The organism is Candidatus Cloacimonas sp. (assembly GCA_039680785.1).
Lineage (GTDB): Bacteria > Cloacimonadota > Cloacimonadia > Cloacimonadales > Cloacimonadaceae > Cloacimonas.
This window is the reverse complement of record JBDKSF010000092.1, coordinates 1-23,177: the sequence shown is the minus strand read 5'-3', so window position 1 is coordinate 23,177 and position 23,177 is coordinate 1. Positions and strand designations below refer to the sequence as shown.

Annotated in this window: 17 protein-coding genes; 3 read left to right on the top strand and 14 right to left on the bottom strand. The window is 37.5% G+C overall.

Features of this window, described 5'->3' with window-relative positions; translation table 11 throughout:
- Positions 1–72: 72 nt before the first annotated feature.
- The 14 genes from ABFC98_06510 to uvrA all read right to left on the bottom strand — a co-directional run bounded on the left by ABFC98_06510 (position 73) and on the right by uvrA (position 18,495).
- A complete protein-coding gene (locus tag ABFC98_06510) occupies positions 73–870 on the bottom strand; it encodes a prepilin peptidase (GenBank protein ID MEN6445684.1) in 798 nt (265 codons plus the stop codon).
- Complete coding sequence (locus ABFC98_06505) at positions 860–1,288, bottom strand: hypothetical protein (GenBank protein ID MEN6445683.1); 429 nt, start codon at positions 1,286–1,288, stop codon at positions 860–862. The genes ABFC98_06510 and ABFC98_06505 overlap by 11 nt, the downstream gene beginning before the upstream one ends.
- Positions 1,289–1,351: 63 nt before the next feature.
- Complete coding sequence (locus tag ABFC98_06500; protein ID MEN6445682.1) at positions 1,352–2,566, bottom strand: PLP-dependent aminotransferase family protein; 1,215 nt, start codon at positions 2,564–2,566, stop codon at positions 1,352–1,354.
- A gap of 62 nt (positions 2,567–2,628) precedes the next feature.
- A complete protein-coding gene (asnS, locus tag ABFC98_06495) occupies positions 2,629–3,924 on the bottom strand; it encodes an asparagine--tRNA ligase (protein ID MEN6445681.1) in 1,296 nt (431 codons plus the stop codon).
- 19 nt (positions 3,925–3,943) lie between these two features.
- Positions 3,944–4,936: a Gfo/Idh/MocA family oxidoreductase gene (locus ABFC98_06490; GenBank protein ID MEN6445680.1), complete on the bottom strand. Its 993-nt coding sequence runs from the start codon at positions 4,934–4,936 to the stop codon at positions 3,944–3,946.
- A complete protein-coding gene (locus ABFC98_06485; GenBank protein MEN6445679.1) occupies positions 4,936–5,886 on the bottom strand; it encodes an NAD-dependent epimerase/dehydratase family protein in 951 nt (316 codons plus the stop codon). The genes ABFC98_06490 and ABFC98_06485 overlap by 1 nt, the downstream gene beginning before the upstream one ends.
- 533 nt (positions 5,887–6,419) lie before the next feature.
- The gene (locus ABFC98_06480) at positions 6,420–6,647 is read right to left on the bottom strand and encodes a NifU family protein (protein MEN6445678.1); all 228 of its coding nucleotides are present in this window, start codon (positions 6,645–6,647) and stop codon (positions 6,420–6,422) included.
- 9 nt (positions 6,648–6,656) lie between these two features.
- The gene (locus ABFC98_06475; GenBank protein ID MEN6445677.1) at positions 6,657–7,172 is read right to left on the bottom strand and encodes a DUF3332 domain-containing protein; all 516 of its coding nucleotides are present in this window, start codon (positions 7,170–7,172) and stop codon (positions 6,657–6,659) included.
- Positions 7,173–7,185: 13 nt separating this feature from the next.
- Positions 7,186–10,269, bottom strand: a complete 3,084-nt coding sequence (locus tag ABFC98_06470) for an efflux RND transporter permease subunit (protein ID MEN6445676.1) — start codon at positions 10,267–10,269, stop codon at positions 7,186–7,188.
- Between the two features lie 13 nt (positions 10,270–10,282).
- Positions 10,283–11,308, bottom strand: coding sequence for an efflux RND transporter periplasmic adaptor subunit (locus ABFC98_06465; protein ID MEN6445675.1), 1,026 nt, complete (start codon positions 11,306–11,308; stop codon positions 10,283–10,285).
- Between the two features lie 14 nt (positions 11,309–11,322).
- Positions 11,323–12,702, bottom strand: coding sequence for a TolC family protein (locus ABFC98_06460; GenBank protein ID MEN6445674.1), 1,380 nt, complete (start codon positions 12,700–12,702; stop codon positions 11,323–11,325).
- Between the two features lie 3 nt (positions 12,703–12,705).
- Positions 12,706–13,305 (bottom strand): TetR/AcrR family transcriptional regulator, encoded by a 600-nt coding sequence (locus ABFC98_06455; GenBank protein MEN6445673.1) that lies wholly within the window; start codon positions 13,303–13,305, stop codon positions 12,706–12,708.
- A 106-nt stretch (positions 13,306–13,411) separates the two neighbouring features.
- Positions 13,412–15,571, bottom strand: a complete 2,160-nt coding sequence (locus ABFC98_06450) for an alpha-amylase family glycosyl hydrolase (GenBank protein ID MEN6445672.1) — start codon at positions 15,569–15,571, stop codon at positions 13,412–13,414.
- Positions 15,568–18,495 carry an excinuclease ABC subunit UvrA gene (gene uvrA / locus ABFC98_06445; protein MEN6445671.1) on the bottom strand — a complete coding sequence of 976 codons (2,928 nt, stop codon included), beginning with the start codon at positions 18,493–18,495 and terminating at the stop codon, positions 15,568–15,570. Before uvrA ends, ABFC98_06450 begins: the two co-directional genes overlap by 4 nt.
- A gap of 277 nt (positions 18,496–18,772) precedes the next feature.
- On the opposite strand from uvrA, the gene ABFC98_06440 reads away from it, so the two are divergent.
- From ABFC98_06440 to ABFC98_06430, 3 genes are all read left to right on the top strand, one after another.
- Positions 18,773–20,758 (top strand): putative glycoside hydrolase, encoded by a 1,986-nt coding sequence (locus tag ABFC98_06440; GenBank protein MEN6445670.1) that lies wholly within the window; start codon positions 18,773–18,775, stop codon positions 20,756–20,758.
- Positions 20,759–21,013: 255 nt separating this feature from the next.
- Positions 21,014–21,730, top strand: coding sequence for a hypothetical protein (locus ABFC98_06435; protein MEN6445669.1), 717 nt, complete (start codon positions 21,014–21,016; stop codon positions 21,728–21,730).
- A 24-nt stretch (positions 21,731–21,754) separates the two neighbouring features.
- Complete coding sequence (locus ABFC98_06430) at positions 21,755–22,123, top strand: hypothetical protein (GenBank protein MEN6445668.1); 369 nt, start codon at positions 21,755–21,757, stop codon at positions 22,121–22,123.
- Positions 22,124–23,177 lie beyond the last annotated feature (1,054 nt).

Here is a 23,177-nt window from a genome sequence, read left to right as displayed (position 1 = left end):
AAGTCGGAGCATTTTCTATTGTTCCGACTTCTTCTTTACGATAGATTTTACAATCGCCTCAAAAATAATCTGCTATAGAAACCTTAAGAACCCAAAAACCGTTTCTTCTCCAACTAATGCCCATAAAATAGCCGCTACGGCAATAAAAGTTCCAAAAGCAAAGGGTTGGCGTTTATCTTTCACAAAAATAAGAAAGTAGATAATACCCATTATCGCTGAAAGCAGAAAGATATAAGGAATACCTGTCACGCCAAAAAAAACAGCCAAAGCAGTAAGTAACCAAATATCTCCACCCCCCAAACCTTCTACTCCGCGAATTTTTTGATAAGCCCATGCCAGCAATAAAAGCAAGCCAAAAACAAATGCCGCCGTCAATAAGGAATTTAAGATACCAACATCATTCCCAGGAATTACAGCTAAAATCACACCCGAAATAAGCAGTGGAATAGAAAGAACATGAGGTATTATCTGATGAAAAGCATCAATAAAAAAGATTGGTATCAGAAAGGAGCATAGCAATATATATTTATAAAACCGGAAATCATGTAGACCATAGCGAAAGAACAAACCGAGAAACAATAAAGGCGTGATGATTTCCACCACTAAATGATGCCAGTGAATTTTAGCTCCGCAATTAGAGCATTTTCCACCTAAAAGTAAATAGCTGATAATAGGTATGTTCTGATAAAAAGGGATTGACTTTTTACAAGATTCACAATGAGATCCGGGAAAAACTATGGATTGCTTTTTCGGAATACGAGATATAAGCACATTGAAGAAACTGCCCAAAGCAGTGCTCAATACAGCTATAAGTATTATTACAAAAACTAACAGAGGATACTCCCTACCATTTCCTATACTAATAATCATTTTCCGGATTCATATTAGCGCCGTAGATCATTTGAAAGTGGATTTGAATGTTATCGCGCGGTTTATAGTTTAAGGAAAATTCGGGGACAACCCGGCTGTAATTATCATTATTAAATTCCAATTTACTACTTGTAGTAAAACCGCCTAAGTTAATGAAATTGAGGTCCAGTCCCAGCTCCAGCTTAGGATTTAGGTTATATTTAAGATGATTTGTATAACGGGAAAGATAGTAACCTTCTCCCGTAGAACTTGATCCTGTTTCAAATCCCAAGGAATGGCTCATAGAAATATTTTCCAGATTAAATAGGGAATTTCCACTGCCAGCATAAGGATTCAAATTAGGATGCGGAAATTCAATTTGAGCCGTTAAAGGTATCAATATGATACTTAGTGTAGCGATCAAGATCAGCTTTCTCATTGTTATTTCCTCTTTTAGAAAGAACATTAGTTAATTATAATATAAGCAAGAAGCGTGCCTATGTCAAACATAAATTGATTTTACCAATTCACCCAAATGTTTGATGCCTGTTTCAATTTGTTCAAAGCTGGAATAGGTATAATTCAACCGCATACAGTTAAATTTTTCCTGTCCTTCAGGGTAGAATTTACTGCCCGGAATAAAGGTTACAAAATGGTCTTTGGCTTGATAGAAAAGTGTATCGGCATTAATATCTTCAGGTAACCACAACCACAAAAATATGCCGCCCCGTGGTTTTGTCCATTGCACATAACTGGGCATTTCTTTTTCCAAACAGGATAGCATCTTATCCAAATAAGGTTTATAGAACTCACACAGAGATTTGATATGAGGTTCCATATAGCCCTCTTCAATAAATTTTGCCACCACTCTTTCCGTTACGCAATCGGGACTGATGGTTACTTTTTGTTGCCAGGAAACCATTTTATTGATGAGAGCAGGATCACCCTTAGCGAAGGCAACTCTGATACCGGGTCCTATAATTTTGGAAAAGGAAACAATTTCGGTTACCAAATACTGATTGTGCATTTCGGTTTGAGCAATGCGAAACAAAGTAGGCAATTCCTCTCCGCTATATCTTAAACGCGAATAGGGGTTATCTTCCATAATCAAAATCCCTTCCGCTGCACAAAATCTTAATAAATCGTGCCGACGCTTATTACTCATTGATATTCCAGCAGGGTTTTGAAAATCCGGGATAGTATAAAGAAATTTAATTTTCTTATTGGCATCGCGAAGTTGCTTCACTTTTTCTTCCAGACGGTTCAAATCTATGCCTTCACTATCCATACTTACACTTTGAACATCTGCGCCGACTGCATCAAAAGCAACCAGCGAACCTAAAAATGAGGGTGCTTCACACAGAACAACATCGCCAGGATTCACTAAACAACGGCTCATATAATAAATGGCATTGGTAGCTCCTACTGTGATAATTAAATTATCTCTACTTAATTCAGGATAATTTTCCCATTTCAGGAGCGCATCTTTTAATACATCGTCTCCTTCGCTATTGCCATATTGTAAAACATCTTTTCCCTGCTTGGAAACGACTTCTTGATAAAGTCCGCTCAAAATTTCCTTGGGGAAAGTTGCCGGAGAGGGAAAGCCACCCGCAAAAGAAATCAAGCCGGGAACATTTTTGGTTTCTGCCACCAGTTCTCTGATTAGCGATGATTTCATCGTTTTTGTTGTTTCAGAAAAGTAATTCGTAATCATACATCTATCCTTGTTATTATATTATAAACAAAAGATTGGGGCTTTAGAACGACCTTTTAGCATCAGGGATAAATTCTATAAATCATCCTTGGGAAGGGTATTGTTTCTCTGATATGAGAAATTCCGCTTATCCAGGTTACCAATCGTTCCAATCCAATTCCAAAACCGCTGTGAGGGACAGAACCATATTTGCGTAAATCCAGATACCATTGATAGTCGTCAATGGGCATATTTTCCGCTTGCATTCTGGACAGCAAAAGATCATAATCATCCTCTCTTTGGCTGCCACCAATCAATTCTCCAAAGCCCTCAGGCGCAATTAAATCATCACCCAAAACCAAATCTGGATTATTAGTATCTCGTTTCATATAAAATGCTTTGATATCTTGGGGCCAGAGTTCCACAAAAATCGGAACGGGAGAATCTTCCGTCAGCAAAACTTCATCCTGAGCGCCGAGATCTTTATTATGGGTTATATCGCTCCCTTTTTTAATCAGTAATTCCACTGCTTCATAGTGAGTCATTCTTTTAAAAGGTGCATCTGCAGCTTTCAGCGAGTCAATATTTCTTTCCAAAATTTCCAATTCCTGAGCACAATTGGATAACACAAAGCGGATTACATAACGAATCAGATCTTCTTGAATCTGCATATTTTGGGTATGATCCACAAAAGCTGCTTCTGCATCCATCATCCAAAATTCCGTTAAATGCTTACGCGTTTTAGAACGCTCGGCTCGAAAAACAGGACCAAAATCGTAAACTCTACCCAAACTCATAATACCTGTTTCCAGATAGAGTTGACCCGATTGAGAAAGATATGCCTTTCCTTCGTCAAAATATTCCAGTTCAAATAATGTAGTTGTTCCTTCACAAGCATTGGGAGTAAGAATGGGTGAATCGAAACGCACGAAATTTTGTTCATTCAGATAATTGCAGATGGCATAATAGACGGAATGACGAATCTTCAGAACAGCCCATTGTTTTTGAGACCTTATCCATAAATGGCGATTGGAGAGTAGAAAATCGGGTCCGTGTTCTTTTTTCCCAATTGGATAATCATCCGCTATTTGAATTGGTTCAATCTGCGTGATAGCCAATTCATAGACATTTTCTTTTTTAGGATGCAGTTTGGGTATTCCGCAAATTATAACCGATGATTCCAAAGTAAGCCGCTTGGCGGTCTCATAATTTTTTTCTCCCAAATCAGGTTCAAACGCAACAGTTTGCATTTCACCCGTTCCGTCTCTTAAAATAATAAAAAGCAGTTTACCGCTATGCCTGATATTTCGAACCCAACCTTTCAAACGAACTTCGGTTCCAATATATGCTGCCACATCTTTAATGAGAATATCTTGCATCTGTTTACATCCTGTATCTTTATGCTTTCAATTTAGCATTTTGAGCTTGAATTTGGTTATTAATTTCAATTGCTATTTTTAGAGCCATTGTTCCAGCTGAGCCATCAACAATCGGTTTCCGTTTATTTTGCACGCAATCGATAAAGGACTTTAGCTCCAAAGAAAGGGCATCTTGTGCATTATCGCCCACGGCATAATTTTGAATGTCCAACAATTGATCGGGTTTTACATCCATTACTCCCGCCAGAATTTGAGGCAGTAACTTATCAGCATTGGCACTTTTCTTAATTATGTTAACCTGCTTCGTTAAAAAATCCATCTTGATATATGCGTCTCTTTGAAAGAATCTTAAAGTGCGTTCTTGTTTCATAGATACTCGTGAGGAAGTTACATTGGCAATGGCACCATTGGTAAATTCAATGCGAGCCGTGGCAATATCAATTGTAGGGGTAAATATTCCTACGCCACTTGCCCGAATATCTTTTACGGGGCTATGCATAAAACTAAGCACCAGGTCAATATCATGAATCATCAAATCCAGCACAACCGAAACATCAGTTCCGCGTGGTTGGAAAGAAGATATCCTTTGCGATTCAATGAACATTGGTTCCGAGATTTCATTTTCAATTTTCAGAATTACGGGATTGAACCTTTCTATGTGCCCCACTTGAATGATCAAGTTTTTTTCTTTGGCAATCTGAAGCAGTTCTTCCGCCTGATAAAGTTCGCTGGTAATGGGTTTTTCTACAAAAATATGTTTTCCACTCAGCAGAGCTTTTTTACTCAATTCGTAATGAGCGGTAGTTGTGGCTGCAATATCAACCGCATCACAACACTGCAGCATTTCCTCATAACTGGAAAAACTGCAAGTGTTTAGCTGCGTGGCTACGGATTTGGAATGCTGTTCATTGACATCATAAATGCCAACTAATTCCGCATCTTCGATGTCTTTATATTTTTGGGTATGAAATTGGCCTAAATGACCAACTCCCACAACTCCTATTTTAACCATTATTTAAGTTTCTGGGAAAGAACTTTTAGCATATCAATCGTCATAGTGGAAAGATTGTATTCCGGTTTCCAACCCCATTCTTCTTGGGCAGCCGTTTGGTCCATAGAATTGGGCCAGCTTTCGGCAATTGCTTGCTTAACGGGATCCACTTTATAATCTATGACAAATTCCGGTATGTGTTTTCTGATTTCAGCCGCAATCATTTCGGGCTCAAAACTCATCGCAGTTACATTAAAACAATTACGATGTTTAAGTTTATTAGGGTCTGCTTCCATAAGTTCCACCAAAGCGCGCAGAGCATCTGGCATATACATCATATCCAAATATGTTCCTGCCTTTAAATTGCAGGTGTAATGTTTATGTTTTATTGCTTCATAATAAATTTCAACGGCATAATCAGTTGTCCCGCCTCCGGGAAGTGTTACATTGGATATTATACCAGGATAACGCACTCCGCGTGTGTCCACTCCATATTTCAGATGATAATAATCTGACCAAAGCTCGGCGGCAACCTTGGAAATACCGTAAATTGTCGTCGGACGCATAATTGTATCCTGAGGCGTATTATCCAAAGGAGTGGAGGGGCCAAAAGCGCCAATTGAAGAGGGAGTAAAAACTGCTCCTTTAACTTCCTTCATTACTTCCAGGGAATTTATCAAACTGCCCATATTGATTTTCCAAGCAGAAAGAGGATTATTTTCGCCTTTAGCGGATAAAACGGCTACCAGATTGATAATGGTATCTATATTGTATTTTTTCACCACTTCGTGTAACTTTTCCGCTTCCATCACATCCATATTTACACAAGGTCCGCCTTCACTAACTTCTTTTGTTAAAGGGGTACTGCGATAAACAGCGACAACGGAATTAGTTCCATAAATTTTTCTGAGATAAGGAACAAGTTCTGATCCAATTTGACCTGCAGCTCCGGTTACCAGAATATTTTTCATAATTTACTCCATTAAGTTTTATATTTTCTTCTATTACCTTGTTTTTAAAGTGCCTTGCCTTGTCAATTTTTTTGTTTAACTTCCAATTTCAGCGGTAAAAGCTGCAAACTAATTGCCCCGAAACACTTTTCCAAATCCATTCTGCTTCTCACTCTCATTATGGATTCCTAACTGATTGCTCCATAGTAGATTGCCTAACATTCCTCTAACACTTCTCTTACACTGCTCTAATCTCGTTACAGAAGTGTTAGAGAATTGTTAGGGCAATATTAAATGAGGAAGGAAGGGGGAAAAGCGAAAAACTAAAATGGACATTTGATACAAAGTTTAGCTATTTCCCTCGCCTAATAGGATTTAAAAAAATTGGTTGTAAGAAGATAGATGAACATTACGGTGGAAACCATTCCAATAAACAAATTAAAATGGGAGAATGTAATTAACATCGTTAGGAGTCCTCACTGCCAAAAATAACTCAGTGATTCGTTAATGGACTGAAGCCGTGACGACTCCTAACTTAATTAACTTATTTGCTGCTAAACAGCTATTACTTCTGCTACTTCGGGAATTTCTTCCTTAATTATTCTTTCAATACCCGCTTTCAAAGTTAAAGTTGCCATCGGGCATCCATTGCAGCTTCCCTTCAAACGAACTTCTATAACATTATCTTCCCGAATATTGATTAGTTCTACATCCCCTCCATCAGCTTGGATGGAAGGGCGAATTTGGGCGAGAATGTTTTCGACTGATTGTCTATCTATCACTTTTTACTCCTATTTAGTTAAATCTAAAGTAAATTCTTCACCTGCAGGAGAGAGCAATTTGATATTATTTCCCTCCATCGATGCTATCTTTTTACTATTCCCATTGTTGTTCATTGTCCAAGAACTACTTGCCGGATCATAAACAAGAACGATGTTATCTTGAGCGGAACTGTTTTCTGGTTGTGAAATTTCAATCCGGTTCTTAGTGATATCAATCTTAAGTTTGCCATTGGGACCTTCAGCATACTTAATCATCTGTTCGCCTTCGTTCAAAGTGATAGGATTATTACCTGTCCAGAATTCAATGGTATTAAAGACAAAAACATCCAAAACCATTGCAATTTCATAAACTTGACATGCCCAGAATGCCCAATTGACAATACTCTGAACATACTTATCTCCGACACTGCCATTAAATTGATACACTTTTTTGGTTAGTGACATATTACCATAGCATCCGAAGATGCCGACTGCGATAAATATCGCTAATAAAGCGATGCTGACCAGACGAGTGATCTTTTTCATTTTTCTCTCCTTTTTATTGAGATTCGTTTCTGGCATGGATATTCTTGGTGGTTAGGAAATAGAAAGCCGGAATAATAATCAGCGTAAGGAAGGTGGAAACAACCAATCCACCAATGGAAACAATACCCATTGGTCTTGTCATTTCGGCTCCCGTACTTCCTACACCGATAGCCATAGGTAGCATACCTGCTATAATGGCAATTGTAGACATTATTATCGGTTTCAATTTCACTTTCCCCGCTTCCATTAACGCATCGTGGACACTACATCCCTCTCTGCGTTTTATATTTACATAGTCCATTATTAATATAGCGTTATTTACGACAATGCCAACTAACATTATTATAGACATCATAGATATGATGTTAAGCGATTGTCCTGCAATTAGTAATGAAAGTATTACTCCAATTAAAGCCAAGGGAACTGTAGCTAAAATCAAAATGGGTTGGGCAAAACTTTCCAAAATTGCCGCTAAAAGCATATAGGTTAAAATAACGGCAAGAATGAAGGTTCGAAGCATATCGGTGGTAGTTTCTTTCAACATTTCTGCATTACCACTCCATTTATAACGATATCCGCTGGGGAATTTTATTTTACCCAAGCGCTCTTCAATTTGAGAAGTTATATTACCCAATGTGTAACCACTTGCCAAATCACCTGAGAAAATGATGGTTTTATAACGATCATAGTGCGTTACTCTATTTATACCTGCATCAAAACTGACATCAGCCAATTGGGAGACAAGATAACTCTTACCCATTACAACCACACTTAAGTTTTTGATTTTATCAGGAGAATCAACTGACTCGTCCTCAAGGGATAATTTAATATCATACTGATTTCCGCCCTCACGATATTCAGTGGAAACAACTCCTTCTACATTTGCACGCAATGCTAATGCTAAATCATATACCGTAGCTCCAGCTGCAGCAAGCTGATCTCTTTTGGGATAAAGAGTAAGCTCCGACCTGCCGAAACGGCTGGAAGTATCAAGATTGATTAAACCAGGTATATTTTGAATAGCTCTGGTTACTTCATCTTTTAATTCTTCCAGGCGAGCATCATCCTGACCTTCTAACATAAATTCAAAGGCGGAACGACCTCCTCCTCCCATGCCCATAGAAGAGCCAGAAACTTTTATATTAGCATTCGGAATATCGGCAAGCTCTTTGGTTAATATATCTACCAACTGATTAGCATTGTATTTACGCTGACTTCTATCTATCAATTTTACATCTGAAGAAGCAAGATTGGTTCCGGTATCAATAGAACCGCTGGAACCTAAATTAGTAAGTATATGCACAACTTCTTTATGCTTGGCTACTCTATTTTGAATATTATCCATTGTCTTTGCTGTCTGGACTAGATTTGTTCCCTGAGGCATTTCTACTGTTATCGAAAGATTACTTTGATCTACATTCGGCATCAATTCCATACCCACAACGAAACTAAGCCCTACAGTGATCAGCAGAGCCAATAGAGTAAACAGTAAAATACTCACGCTGGTTTTTTTGGAGCGTAAAGCGTAGCTTAAGAACTTAGCATAGTAATCTCCGAATTTATCAAAAGCTCTATCAAATGCAAGCCCCCATTTACTTGTCCGTTTCTCTTTCGGTATAATTCTGGAAGCAAGCATCGGAGTAATCGTAAACGCAGTGAGCAAAGAAAATAAGGTAGCTATGGTAACCGTTATGGCAAATTCATTAAAGAAGCGCCCCACCATTGAAGTCATCGTGGCAATGGGTAAAAATACTACGATATTAGTTAAAGTGGATGCTAAAATAGCAGTTCCGATTTCATTAGTTCCCGTTTGGGCTGCTTGTTTTCTGGTATTGCCCATATCTCGATGTCGGAAAATATTTTCCAAAACGACTACGGAATTAGAAACCAGGATTCCCACCGTTGTAGATAAGCCCATCATAGTCATAATATTAAATGTGAAACCGAACATCTGCATAAAGATGAAGGTGGAAATAATGCAATAAGGCATTGAAATAGCCACAATAATGGTAGAACGCAGATCGTGCAAAAAGATAAAGAGAATTAAACCGGTAAGTAAGATACCAAGTAAAATATTCTCAAGAGTGGAATTGATCGTATCTTTTGTAAATTCACTATCATCGCGAATTATTTCCAATTTCACTCCTTTAGGAAGCTCTTTATTCAGCAATGGAATCTGCTTAGTAACTTCTTCAGCTATGGCTACAACATTTCCATCTGAAGCATTAGTTATGGACAAGCGAACAATATTGTCGTCCTTAATTTTTTCCGGAACATTGAAATATATGGCTTTGGAACGAACTTCTTCCGTAGTATCAGATACACTCGCCAGCTGAGAAAGTTTTTTTACTCCAAAAGCAGTCGGTATATCTGTATTTTTTAGCTCTCCTACATCCTGAAATTCACCTTTAAGACGGACAGAATATTCCTGAGTTCCTTTGTTAAAATTACCTGCAGGCATATCTAAATTAGCGGCTGCAAGGATTCCACTTAATTGCGACAGCGATATTTTATTTTCATATACTACTTTATCTGTTAGCCGAACATCAATTTGGCGTTTAGCCCCTCCGTTCAAAGTTACTCTGGCAACACCGGGAATTTGAGCTAAACGATCTTTCAATTGACCATCGGCAAGTTCATATAAATCCTTGGAATCCAGATTGCCGGATAGAACTAAATCCATAATGGGAAAAGCAGTGATATCCATTTTCATAACAATTGGTCTATCGGTTCCATCAGGTAAATCGCGAATAATGGCATCAACCTTGTCTTTTACATCCTGATTGGCAATATCGATATTTTTCCCCAATTTGAAGGCAACCAGAACAATGGATACATTTTCCATTGAATAGGACTGAATAAAATCAATCTGGCTAACGGTGGCAATTGCTTCCTCTACCGGATCGGTTATCTGAGATTCAATTTCTCGCGGTCCCGCTCCCGAATAAACTGTTTGAACAACTACATAAGGCAATTTCACATCCGGCATCAAGTTCAGCGGTAAATTAAAATAAGCGAGAACTCCGAATACAACGAATACCATAATTGCCATTGTGACCAATACAGGTCTGTTGATTGATAAATCCGTTAAAAACATAGTTTCAGCATCCTTATTCTATGACGCGTAGTTTTGCGCCATCAGTTAACATATTGATACCTTCGGTTATTAAAACATCACCGGGATTAAGCCCACTGGTAACTTCAAAAGTTATTGTGTTATCCAATCCAGTAGTAATTTCTTTTTTCACAGCTTTATTATCCTGATTCAACCATACATATTGAGCTCCGTTTTCATTAACAATATGCTGACGCTCTACCACAATAACATTTGGTTTGCTGAAAATATCGACGGATATTTCAGCCGTTATACCGTAGCTAATTTTCTTATTCATTCCAGGAAAACTAACTTCTACTCTAAATGCTTTAGTGGCATTATCCATAGAGAGAGAAACTTCAGTAACTTTACCGTTGATTGAGGTATCCAACCAAGTGGCGGTTGCCCTGGCACCTTTTTTTACTTTGCTAATTTCCGTGTCCGGAACCATAATTATTGCTTTATATCCATTAGTTGAAGCAACGGTAAAAAGATCTTTCCCAGGAAAAACCTTATCGCTCGGATTTACATACATTGAAGTAATCACACCACTAATAGGCGCACGCACATTGATCATTTTATCACTCATATCCAAATTTGCTTTCGAGACCTTATATTGGGTTTCGATGTTATCAAGGTCTTGCTGACTAATAGCGCCTTGGTTAAATAACCGCTTCATCCGTTCATAAGTGTTTTTTATACTGTTAAATGCCGTTAATGCCTGTTCATATTGAGCAGAAGGAGTATTTTGCGGAAAACAAACAATTATCTGATCTTTTACAACTCGATCACCAACTTTTGCATTAATTTTGCTTATCACTTCCGAAACCATTGCTTGCACAGTTGTTTCTTCCATTCCACTTAAGGTGGCATTATAAAGCAGGTTTTGACGAAAAGTAGTCGGTTCTACAATTGTCTGGCGTACTGGAACTCCTTCTTCACTGTAAATTTGTTCCATACTTTTGCCTTCTTCCTTTTTTTGTGAACAGGCAGAGAGTAGCATCAATATCAGGGTAGTAAGAATAACTAAATATCGTTTCATAATTTTTTCTCCATTTATAGAATAATGCCGATTGATTTCTTAAAGTTGCGATCGGCAGAGATAATCTCGTAGATTGATTGATAATATTGTAATTTTATTGTCTGCAGAGTTAGTTGAGCGTCAAACACTTCCAGCTGGATGCCGACCTGATTTTCATAACGAACCTGAGCAAGCTGTAAACCGCGTTCTGCCAAACGAATATTTTCACTCTGCACATTATGATTTTCCCAAGCATGATAGTATTTTTGGTATTCCTGCTTTATTTGCAGAGTAATCAGCTCTTCCGTATCTCTTTGTTGTAATTTGGCTTTTTGATAGTCAGCCCGGGCATAGTTTCGTTTAGCCGTATTTGCTAAACCAGTAAACAACGGCATCTGAAAACCCAAACCAATGCTGTATTTATTTCCAAAATCATCACCTTGGATAGCATATTCATCTGCTGCGGTATATAATGAATAATCTGCCGTAAAAGCTACATTGGGCAAATAATTTACTTTTTCTACTTTATATTGGATTGCTTTCAGCTGCGTGCTCAATTCTATTAGTTCAATTTCGTTTCTTTGTTTCAAACCTTGTTCGGTAGCATTTTCCAAAGTTATGTCCATTTTTTCAGGAAGCACAAATTCACCTTCGGGAATTATATCGCTATCTTCTTCTCCAATCTGTTTGCGAAAAGCGGAAACAGCTAAATCATAATCATTCTTTGCCTTAAGCACTTGGGGTTCCAATTTTACTACGCCCAAGCGTGCTTGTAACAACTCAAATTCTGATATTTGGCCTTCCTCATTAAACAGCTCAACCCTTTGCAAGTGCTGTCTGGATATCTGTAAGCCCTCTTCCTGCACTTCCCACAATTTCTTGGCTAATAAACATTGGTAGAAGAGTTCTGTTGTTTGTAAAACTACATCCTGTTCTTTAACTTTGTAGTTCAATCGTTGTATTTGACGATAGTATTTTCCAGCTTTAATTCCGCTTCCAAGCTTTCCCCCTGAATATACAATTTGTTCCATTTTCAGTTGTAAAGCAAAAGAACCTGCTTCAGCAGGTGATTCCGGAATCATTGAATTAACTATGCTATTCATTACACCCGCCAAATATTCTTCGTTATCTGTAGGTGAATCATCCAATCCATCAGTAAGATCCATCGAAGCCGGTATGGCTGAGTTTGGATAGTAAGTTTTACTTAAACCGTAAGCGCCTTGTAAATTTAATTGCGGATAAGCGGAACCGCGAACCTGTTTATAGGATTCATCGGCTTTTTTAATTTCCTCCATTGCCATCAACAGTTCTTTGTTATTTTGTTTGGCTTTGGCGATGCTGTTTTCCAGATCAATAGCATATACACTGCTTAGTATTAAAGTAAGCAATGCCGATACAATTAGTGTCTTTTTCATATTTTATCCTCGTTTTACAATTCCATAGAGTAGCATCTTGATTATAAAATCGTTATCCCTTTCTATTATTTCTAATAAACGGGGGACATCTACTATTTTAAAACCAGGTTCTCCTATCATAAACCAATCCGTTATCACTTCACAAAGCCGGTCTTCAGGAAAACGCTCATCTATCAAATCCTCCTGCTTTCCCAGCTGGATAATTTCTGATAGAATCTGTATCATTATTTCCCTGCTTTTAGCTCTGAATTGAACCAGCTGTTCCTGATAGCTTTGTGGAATATTGATTAAACATTCAATCAAAATTGGCATATTTTCGTAGATAAGTTTGATAGGAAAACTTAAAAATTCCGTCAGTTTTTCCTCAAATCCCACTGTGGCATTAAGATGCTGACGCAACATCATAAAATACTCTTTTGTTTTTGCTTCAATGGAAGCAACAAAGAGATCTTCCTTGCTGGGAAAGTAATAATAAACCGTTCCCTTAGCAATTTGGGCAGCTGCAGCAATCTCATCCAGAGAGGTTTTGGCGAAACCGAAACGGGTAAATAGCTGAGTAGCTATATCCAGTATCAATTTCCTCTTGTTCTGAGTTACACTCATTCTCCTTCCTTATTTTAACTTATTGGATTCTATAAAGATACAAACATCTTTTGAATAACTGACTCATAATACTCGAATAGTCAGATTAGTCAAGATTTTTTTTCTTCTAGCTTAAAAGTGATATAATCAAGGTAGAATAAGGTGCTAACTTTCCAGTTGACTCAAGTTCTCCCCAAAGGATTAGATATTTTCCAGACAAGTCAATAACTACAGCATTTGAGCTATAGTTTATGAACACCACAAGTTCTTCGCTATCCGTTTTGCGTTTAAAAGCAATTATTTTTTCAGTAGTGGGTAAAAAGGCAAAATGACCCTCACAAAAAGCTAAATGAGCTTTACGAAGAGCAATTAGTTCTTTATAGAAGTTTCGTAATTCACAGGCAACCGGATCATTTTCCCATTTCCAGTTAAAAGGCCTTCTATTATCTGGGTCTTTTCCTCCCCCCATAGCTATTTCGTCACCGTAATAGATATGAGGTGCCCCGATAAAACACATTTGAAAAGATATCGCCAGTTTCAGTATTTTTACATTACCCTTACATATTTCAAAGATACGGGGAGTATCGTGACTCCCTATCAGATTCATCATTGCTTTTAAGGAATGAAAAGGATAAAGAGCAAGACCGGATTCTATTTTTTGGCAGAATTCTTCTTTAGTAATCGCCTCCAAGATAAAAAATTCTATCACAGGAGTTTTAAAGAATGCATAATTCATCACAGAATCAAAATACAAAGGTGAAACCCACTGCCTTGCTTCATACCAGATTTCTCCTACGATCCAGGCATCGGGCTTGGTCTTTTTCACTACCGCGCGAAAAAGTTCCCAAAACCAGAAAGGAACTTCATCAGGAACATCCAAACGGAATCCATCTATACCAATATCCAATAGCCACCAACGCACTGTGGAAAGCAAATAATCTACCAAAGCTGCGTTAGGTCTTGCTTCTTTGATATCGCGAACAGCATTTTCATCGGGATGGGGACGAGCAAGATCATAATTTAAATCGGGCATATCTTTTATTCCCCACCAGCATTGATAGTAATCTTTTGGGTTAAATTTAGGCGGAAGCGGTTTAGGCAGAGGCCATTTTCCCCAGTCATACCAATTCCAGTAAGGAGATTTGGGGCCATTTTCCACGCAATCTCTGAACGCCCAAAATGTTTCTCCCGTATGATTGAAAGCTACATCCAGAATTATTCTTATCCCATTTTCATGAGCCACTTGCACAAAATCCATCATTTCCTGAGAAGTAGCAAAATGAGGATCAATACTATGATAATCGGCACTGTCATATTTATGATTGGATTTTGCTTGCCAAAGCGGATTGAAATAAATAACATTTATCCCCAAATCAAGTAGATAGCTCAGTTTTTGTCTTACACCGGCAATATCGCCTCCATAAAATGAATAAAAATCGGGCATATCCTCTTTTTGATATGGACTTTGTTTCAATCCCCCTATATCATACCAGTCATTAACCAGATGGTAATATTCTTTTTCAGGGGAAAGAGATTCACCTTCTAAAGTCGGATTTTTACTATCTGCATAATACCATTCATTAAAATCAGGATCGTTATCTTTATCTCCGTTACAAAAACGATCTGGAAATATCTGATAAATGATGCTTTTGCTAACCCAATCAGGAATAGAGAATAAAGGAATATCTTCAAGATACCTGGAAATAGGATTAAGTTCCTCTTTATTTTCCGTAAAACCCTTGTTGCCTAAAAAAAGACACTTGTTTTGATATTGAATTTGAATAGTGAAATTGAATTCACCCTCAAATTCAAAGAAGCAATAAAAGACCTCAAATATCGGGTTTTTCCCAATATACTCAAGCTTAATAGTTTGTTTATCAAATAGCAGGTAAATGGAATCGGATAAACCAGCATACCAGTAAAATCTCAATTCATAATTATTTTTACCGGGACGGTAAATTTGATAGAATTTCTCCGGTGATTTATTGATTAGCTGCTTTATCGTTTCTTCCCAGCTAATCGATTTTATCACAGGTTTTACCGTTAACACGGAATTAAAGCCACCAAAAGCATCGGGAACCTTATCGGGATTATTTTCATCTGGAATCCAACTACCATCTACAATGAACTTATATTGATACACTCCGGTAGGTAGATCTAAAGCAAGTGAATAGATACCCCCACTTTCTTCCATCGGGATAATTTCCCAAGCAGTAAAATCTCCCGCAATGCCAACAGTATGTTTTCCTGCCGTGAGGGGAGTATAACTAAAACGCAGAAAGCTCATAAAACCTGTCTTTTATCTACTTTTCTTTTAGCTGAATCCTTAGGGTGTTTGCCCTCTTTTTTTGTCTCAGCCGATCTGTTTTCTAATTGTGTTTTTTCTTTTTCCAGATGATATCTTAAGAAACTGCCTGTCGATGAATTAGGACATTGCATAATTTCTTCCGGTGCCCCACTACAAATTATTTTTCCGCCTTCGTCTCCTCCCTCGGGACCTAAATCTATAATCCAGTCAGCAGATTTTATAACATCCATATTATGCTCGATAACGATTACCGTATTCCCCATCGCGACAAGTTTCTTAAGAACCTTTAGTAGTTTGCTTATATCATCAAAATGAAGTCCGGTTGTTGGTTCATCCAAAACATATAGAGTATTTCCAGTAGAGACCTTGCTCAATTCACGCGAGAGTTTTATGCGTTGAGCTTCTCCCCCAGAAAGGGTAGGAGAGGGCTGGCCCAGCTTTAGATAATCCAAGCCCACTTCCTGCAATGTTTTAAGCTTATTTTTAATAGCCGGAATGGCAGAAAAGAATTCTATTGCTTCCTGCACATCCATATCCAGCACTTCCGCAATATTTTTCCCTTTATAACGAATGGAAAGTGTTTCTTGATTGTATCGTTTCCCTTTGCAGACCTCACAGGTTACAAAAATATCAGCCATAAAGTGCATTTCTATTTGCTTTACGCCTGCGCCTTCACATGCTTCACAGCGTCCACCTTTTACATTAAAAGAGAATCTACCGGGTGTATATCCTCGCATTTTGGAAGCCGGCAATTGGGCAAAAAGATAACGAATTGGATCAAAGAGTTTTACATAGGTACAAGGATTGGAACGCGGTGTTCTGCCTATTGGCTGTTGATCTATAGTTATTATTTTATCTATATGTTCCAGACCTTTAATTTCATCCATCTTACCTACTTTTAAAGCAGTATGGAAAAAATGATTATGCAAATAGGGGGATAGTGTTTGATTGATTAAGCTGCTTTTTCCGCTTCCAGACACACCTGTTATACAAACAAATAGTCCTAAAGGTATATCCACATTCAAGTTTTTCAGGTTATTATGCCGGGCATTAACAATGCTCAGCATCCGTCCGTCAGGTTTAATTCGTTTTTCAGGAAGCGGAATTTTAATCCGACCTGAAAGATAAGCTCCCGTAAGGGACTTAGAATTTTTGGAAATAGTATCTATATCACCTGAAGCAACAATCTCGCCTCCGTAAACTCCAGCTTTGGGCCCAAAATCTACTATCTGATCCGCTTGATGCATTGTATATTCATCGTGTTCAACTACTATCACTGTATTTCCCAAATCCCTTAACTGCAAAAGCATTGCCACCAATTTGGATATATCTCTTTGATGAAGACCGATGCTTGGTTCATCCAGAATATACATAACGCCAACTAATTGACTCCCGATTTGACTGGCTAAACGAATGCGTTGAGCTTCTCCTCCGGAAAGAGTAGGAGACCTTCTATCCAAAGTTAGATAATGCAAACCTACATTCATCAAAAAACCCAGCCGATTCTTTATTTCCTTCAGAATCTCTGAAGCAATCAATTGTTCATTCCCTTTCAGCTGCAATTTTTCAAAGAAATTTAATGCGTCACGCACACTCATTGCCGTGATGTCACTAATGTTTTTATCTGCTATTTTAACCGCGAGAAAAGCCGGTTTAAGCTTATAGCCATTACATTCGGGGCAAGGTTTGTCACTAATATATTGCAGATAATAACGCCGCATTTCTTCAGAGACCGTTTCGTGCATTCTTCTTTCCAATTGGGGAATTACACCTTCGAAACGCGTATAAAATTCTCCCTTTCCATTCTCACTTTGCCAAGCATTTTTGAATTTTTTTCCTTTAGAGCCATAGAGAATCAGCTGTCGAACAATTTCGGGCAGTTGATACCAAGGCGTGGATAAGGAAAAATCAAAAGATTTTGCCAAGTTCTTTACCGTATTTAGCGTCCAGCTATGTTGTTTGGTCTCCAACCTCCCCCAAGGCGCTACAGCACCTTCCATTATATTTAATTCTGGGTCGCTTATTACCAAATCCGGATCAAATTCCAGTTTGTAACCCAAACCGCCACAAAGAGTGCAAGCGCCAATAGGGCTATTAAAAGAAAAACTTTGGGGAGACAGTTCCTCAAAACCGATATGACAATGAGGACAAGCATTTTGAGCGGAGAGAATCACTTCTCGCTTTTCATCAGGATAATCTATCTTAACAATGCCATCAGCTAATTTCAAAGCCAATTCCAGAGAATCGGAAAGACGGCTTTCAATGCCTTCTTTAATAACGATGCGATCTACCACTACATCAATATTATGCTTGCTTTTTTTATCCAGAACAATTTCTTCTTCCAGATTGCGTAATTGACCGTTTATTAAAACACGGACAAAACCTTCCTGACGCAGCATTTCCAGCTCGTCTTTATGTTCACCTTTACGATTTTGAACCAAAGGAGCTAAAATCTGCAGTTTAGTTCCAACTTTATTTTGCAATAAATGCTCAATCATTTGGTCAATAGTTTGTGAGCCGACAGGTCTGCCGCAATTATAACAATACTGTTTTCCAATGCGCGCAAAAAGAACTCGTAAATAATCATATATCTCAGTAGCGGTTCCAACTGTAGAACGAGGATTTTTACTGGCTGCTTTTTGTTCTATGGATATGGCAGGAGAAAGACCTTCAATATAATCCACTTTGGGCTTTTCCATTTGCCCCAAAAACTGCCTTGCATAAGCAGAAAGGGATTCTACATAACGCCTTTGACCCTCAGCATAAAGAGTATCAAATGCCAAGGACGATTTACCTGAACCAGAAACACCTGTAAAAACCACAAGTTTATTACGGGGAATGGTTAAATCAATGTTTTTAAGATTATGTTCTTGTGCACCTTTTATTTTAATAGCTGTTTTCAAATTTCACCTCATTTGAAGGCAAAACTTTTCCCGTCTGTCTGCTTGTCAAATAAAAAAAAAGATGACTTTTTTCACTGAATCTGGACAGGAAAGACCCTTGTTTAGTGAGAGGATTATTGTTCTAAATAATCAATATGGAATATGCTTCTTTGCACTTTCTCACTTCAAGTTTAGCGACAAGGACTAATTATGCCTGCTTCCTGACCAATTCATTCTATTTGCTTTTTCTCCATAATCGCTTATACTTTTGTAAGAACATAAGAAAAAAGAGGGAAAAATGTGGAAGTTATTTGTGAACATTTCGTTTGTAGCACTGTTATTATTTCCAGTTTATCTTTTGGGTAATTATCCCAAAATATCTTGTTACTATCTTGATTCTTTTATGAGTGATCAGAACAGTCAATTTGTACCTGCACTCGCAAAATACGATGTAGTAATTTTAGATATGGAAATGAGTGAAATCAACCCTACTGCTTTACAAAGCATAAGGCAATTAAATCCCAATGTAAAATTGCTGGCATATATGACTTGCCAAGAAATTTCTACAAATGTTCCCAATCCCATTTATCAGCCCCTTCGCTATTCTTTAAGAAACTCAATTCAAGATGAATGGTGGTTAAGGACTGCAACAGGAGAACATACTTCTTTTTGGCAAGGAACCTGGATGTTAAATTGTTCTACCCTTTGTCCAGAAGTAAATGGATTTACATGGGTAGAACATTTTGCAGATTTTATTAATAACAATGTTCTTAATGATCCTCTTTGGGATGGTTTTTTTATAGACAATTGCTGGTCTATTGTCCCCTATGAGATTGCAAATATTGATTGTAATAATGACGGGATAGTTGATAACAGAGATTGGCTTGATAATCAGTGGATATTGGGAATGGAAGCAATGTTAAATCAATTAAGAATTCAAAATCCCACTAAGATTTTGATCGGAAATGGAGGTTATGAATACGGGCAATATCTAAATGGTGTTATGTTTGAGGGCTGGGACTATAATAATCCTAATTTTGAATTTGGTTACGACTGGTCAACATTTATGAATATGTATAATAACATAGAAGATACATTCGTCCCACCAGTAATGAATATCATTCAAGCTATGGAACCGAATGGATTTCTTGCTGATATTTCTCATTTTCGCTTTACTCTTACAACGGCATTGATGGGTTCTGCGTATTATGCAATTGATCTTGGCCCTTCGGATCATTCTGATACTTGGTGGTTTGATGAATATGATAGTGATTTGGGTGAGCCATTAGAAGGTTTTGTAAATCCCCAAATTTCAGATCAGCCGAATTTATTGATTAATGGAGAAATGAATTCTAATTTGGCAGGTTGGGAATTGGCATTTGTCTCACCCACAACCGGATATATTCAAACTGGATTTGAAAATAATAATTCATTTGCAATTTGTAATGTCACCTATGCGGATGGAAATGATTACAGCGCTCAATTTATGCAATATAATAATCCCAATATGGATTTCGAATACGGAAATAGATATCTGGTTACTTTCAAAGCAAAATCTGCTCAACCCAGAACAATCAACTTTGTTATCCAAAAACATCTTGCCAATTGGGAATGGGTTATTCCTCATAGTATCCCAATTGACTTAAATACTGATTGGACTAATTATAATTTCTCTGTTACTTCTCAAAACACAAACTTAAATCCTGATCAACTTCGCTTTTCTTTTAATCTTGGTAATGAACCCGGAATTGTATATTTTGATGATATAAGTTTACGCTTAATGGAGGAAGAATTACTTATGAGAGAGTTTGAAAATGGATTGGTAATATGTAATCCATATAGTATAACTCTTACTGCTGAATTAACCCATCCTTGGTATCATCTTAATGGTAGTCAGGATCATATTGTTAACAATGGTCAAATATGCACTTTCGTATCTATCCCCGCGTATGATGGAATTATTTTACGCAGAACCCCCCTTGCTATTTTTGATAGTTCAGAAAATATACCTCAGTTTCATATATCTTTTTACCCTAATCCGGCAAAAGATAAAATAACCTTGTCCCTTGAAGCCAATATAAGAAGTGCGGGGCAATTTAATTTATATAACATTAGGGGACAAAAGCTTAGAACAGAAATATTACCAAATGTAGATAAAGGTAAATTAGAGGTTCCCCTCTTGCTTGTTGATAATAAAAATAGACCTTTATCTAAGGGTATTTATATTGGTTCAGTAAAATTAGGTGAATTTACACGTAATTTTAAACTACTTATCTTGGACTAATTAATATGCTAATAGTAAATTATATGAATCGGTAATTTAACTTTATTGGCTTCTTTTCTCGGCTTAATTTGCCCAATCTGGACAATTTTTAAAGGGAAGAACATTGAGCCATAAAGCACGAGGAAAGCCAATTGGAAAAGATAAGACATAACGAGAGGAAAACCTTATTTAACTTTTGACATTGTCCCTTTTTTCGTTTACGATTTTACTTGACAGGATAGCCGAATGCTTTATTATGTAATTATAGAGGTATAGATGAAAAGAGTATTAATCCTAATCAGTATTCTGGTTTGCGCTTTTTGCCAGGTAGAAGCCGTGTCTATATATCAAGTGCAATTCACTTCTTTCCGGGGAAGCGACGGAACCTTTCCATCTCTATACACAGGTAAAAGTGTTGCTTTGGAAGGAATTGTAACTGCTACTGATTATCAACAGGGTGGTTATTTTATCAGTGAAAGATTAAATGGTCCTTGGCGAGGGATTTTAGTTTTGGATAGAAATGCCAAAGTAAAAAAAGGGGATTATATAAAGGTTTTAGGAACCGTTTCCGAATTTTACGGGATGACTTGTCTGCAAGATATAGCGCAGACCAGAATCATCAGCGGAGGCAATGCTCTTCCTCAGCCGATTCTTTTAACTACTGGTCAATTATCTCATTCAGAAGAAGCTGAATCTTACGAAGGTGTTTATATTCGTTTTTTAAATGTTTCTTCTACCAGCAATAAGGGCTTAAAAAATAGTTTGGAAGTTACGGATGGCAGTGGAACTTGTTTTGTGATAGGTAATCAATTTAATACGGGTATTAAAGGAAAAATGATTGCCAATGCTCAATATGCGTCTATTACAGGAATTGTGGTTTATGGTTTCAGCCAGTTTGCTCTTTGTCCTATTTCTTCCGCAGATTTTTATATATTGCAACCAACCTTTATCCAGAACCGTTCTTGGGGTAAAATCAAATCCATTTACAAATAAAATTAAGAAAATGAGGAATTTATTATGAAAAAGCTCTTCAAAAAATTACTTATCGTAGGTGGCACCGCTGCAGCTGCTCATTTTGGATTTAAAGCATACAAAAAAATTAGCGGTATTGCCAAGCTTGCCAAATCCCTGCCCGAATTTTTAAATAATGTTTATGGCGAAATGCCAGAAGTAAATTTTAACCATTCACTAAATTCTACTAAACTAAAGGTCTTCTTCTCCCAGGAAATTCTGGATAAATTCACTGACATTGAAACTACTATTCGTGAATATATAGACGATTTTTATCCGGAAATTGCCAAGACCTCCGTGGATATTTCTATTATGCCCAAAACCGAAGAGACCGAAGAGACCGCTACGGAAGAAGATTCCGAAGAAAAAGAATAAGAAACTTTTATTAAATATCTATCAGAAACCCAGCATATTGTTAGAGCTGGGTTTTTTGTGTAGCCGGGGGACGCGGTTTTTCGCAAATTAAGTCGAGAGGTCTTGAAGTCGAGAAGTCGAGAGGTCGAGAGGTTTTGAAGTCGAGAGGTTTTGAAGTCGAGAGGTCTTGAGGTTTTGAAGTGAAAAAGTGGAAAGGTGGAAAAGTGAAACCCAATGTGTAGTCGGAGGACATCTTTTCGCAAGATAAATTGTCTCATTGAAGTTGTAAAATGTAAAAGATGATGATTGTATCTTCATTTTTACGAGGGGCTTACGCCACCATTGCTATAATTATGTTGCCCTTTGAGTTAAAATCGGTTTTCCCTGTGATTTTCCATACAATTTCATTCTTTTTCCTATCTTAGAATAAGGTCATTAATAATCTCATAGAAAAGGCCGATTTTGACTTAAAGACGACAGCCGATCCTCATAATCCTAAAATCCTGAAATCCTTGTTTCTACAATCAAATCTGAGATATCTGTGTAATCTGTGAGAGAATATTTTAAAGGAAGAACGAAATCCTCGTCGTTTCCCTGACAACCGAGTTATGTAATTTCCGCTTTATTATATAACTGCTTGAAAGTTTATTTGTTGTGGTTGACGAGGACGTCAACACTCCAGTGTTTTTGTTGACGAGTTAAAACTCGTCAACAAAATCTGTCGTCCCGCTGGGACTTTTTTATCATTGTTTCAGTTCAACGGGTTAAAACTCGTCAACAAAATCTGTCGTCCCGCTGGGACTTTTTTATCATTGTTTCAGTTCAACGGGTTTAAACCCGTCGTTAATAACTGTCGTTCCTAACGGAACTTTTTTCTTTATATTTCTTTCTTTTCTATGGGCTTACGCCACCATCGCTATGATCGTGTCGCCCACAAGGGGCTTTTTTTTAACCCAACTTTACCATTTTGCTGTTTTTTTCATCTGTAAAAATCCATTTTAGGAGGATAAAGCAAATGTGCTAAATTGCATAACTGCTTAAATAGCAATGTGAAAGAAATATGCTGCCACTTGTG

Bases quoted from the DNA above. Each gene is read 5' to 3' on its own strand.
- ABFC98_06450 (MEN6445672.1), bottom strand. From the start codon at position 15,571: ATGAGCTTTCTGCGTTTTAGTTATACTCCCCTCACGGCAGGAAAACAT.
- ABFC98_06485 (MEN6445679.1), bottom strand. From the start codon at position 5,886: ATGAAAAATATTCTGGTAACCGGAGCTGCAGGTCAAATTGGATCAGAA.
- asnS (MEN6445681.1), bottom strand. From the start codon at position 3,924: ATGCAAGATATTCTCATTAAAGATGTGGCAGCATATATTGGAACCGAA.
- ABFC98_06460 (MEN6445674.1), bottom strand. From the start codon at position 12,702: ATGAAAAAGACACTAATTGTATCGGCATTGCTTACTTTAATACTAAGC.
- ABFC98_06475 (MEN6445677.1), bottom strand. From the start codon at position 7,172: ATGAAAAAGATCACTCGTCTGGTCAGCATCGCTTTATTAGCGATATTT.
- ABFC98_06440 (MEN6445670.1), top strand. From the start codon at position 18,773: ATGTGGAAGTTATTTGTGAACATTTCGTTTGTAGCACTGTTATTATTT.
- ABFC98_06430 (MEN6445668.1), top strand. From the start codon at position 21,755: ATGAAAAAGCTCTTCAAAAAATTACTTATCGTAGGTGGCACCGCTGCA.
- ABFC98_06505 (MEN6445683.1), bottom strand. From the start codon at position 1,288: ATGAGAAAGCTGATCTTGATCGCTACACTAAGTATCATATTGATACCT.
- ABFC98_06470 (MEN6445676.1), bottom strand. From the start codon at position 10,269: ATGTTTTTAACGGATTTATCAATCAACAGACCTGTATTGGTCACAATG.
- ABFC98_06465 (MEN6445675.1), bottom strand. From the start codon at position 11,308: ATGAAACGATATTTAGTTATTCTTACTACCCTGATATTGATGCTACTC.
- ABFC98_06500 (MEN6445682.1), bottom strand. From the start codon at position 2,566: ATGATTACGAATTACTTTTCTGAAACAACAAAAACGATGAAATCATCG.
- ABFC98_06455 (MEN6445673.1), bottom strand. From the start codon at position 13,305: ATGAGTGTAACTCAGAACAAGAGGAAATTGATACTGGATATAGCTACT.
- ABFC98_06510 (MEN6445684.1), bottom strand. From the start codon at position 870: ATGATTATTAGTATAGGAAATGGTAGGGAGTATCCTCTGTTAGTTTTT.
- ABFC98_06490 (MEN6445680.1), bottom strand. From the start codon at position 4,936: ATGGTTAAAATAGGAGTTGTGGGAGTTGGTCATTTAGGCCAATTTCAT.
- ABFC98_06435 (MEN6445669.1), top strand. From the start codon at position 21,014: ATGAAAAGAGTATTAATCCTAATCAGTATTCTGGTTTGCGCTTTTTGC.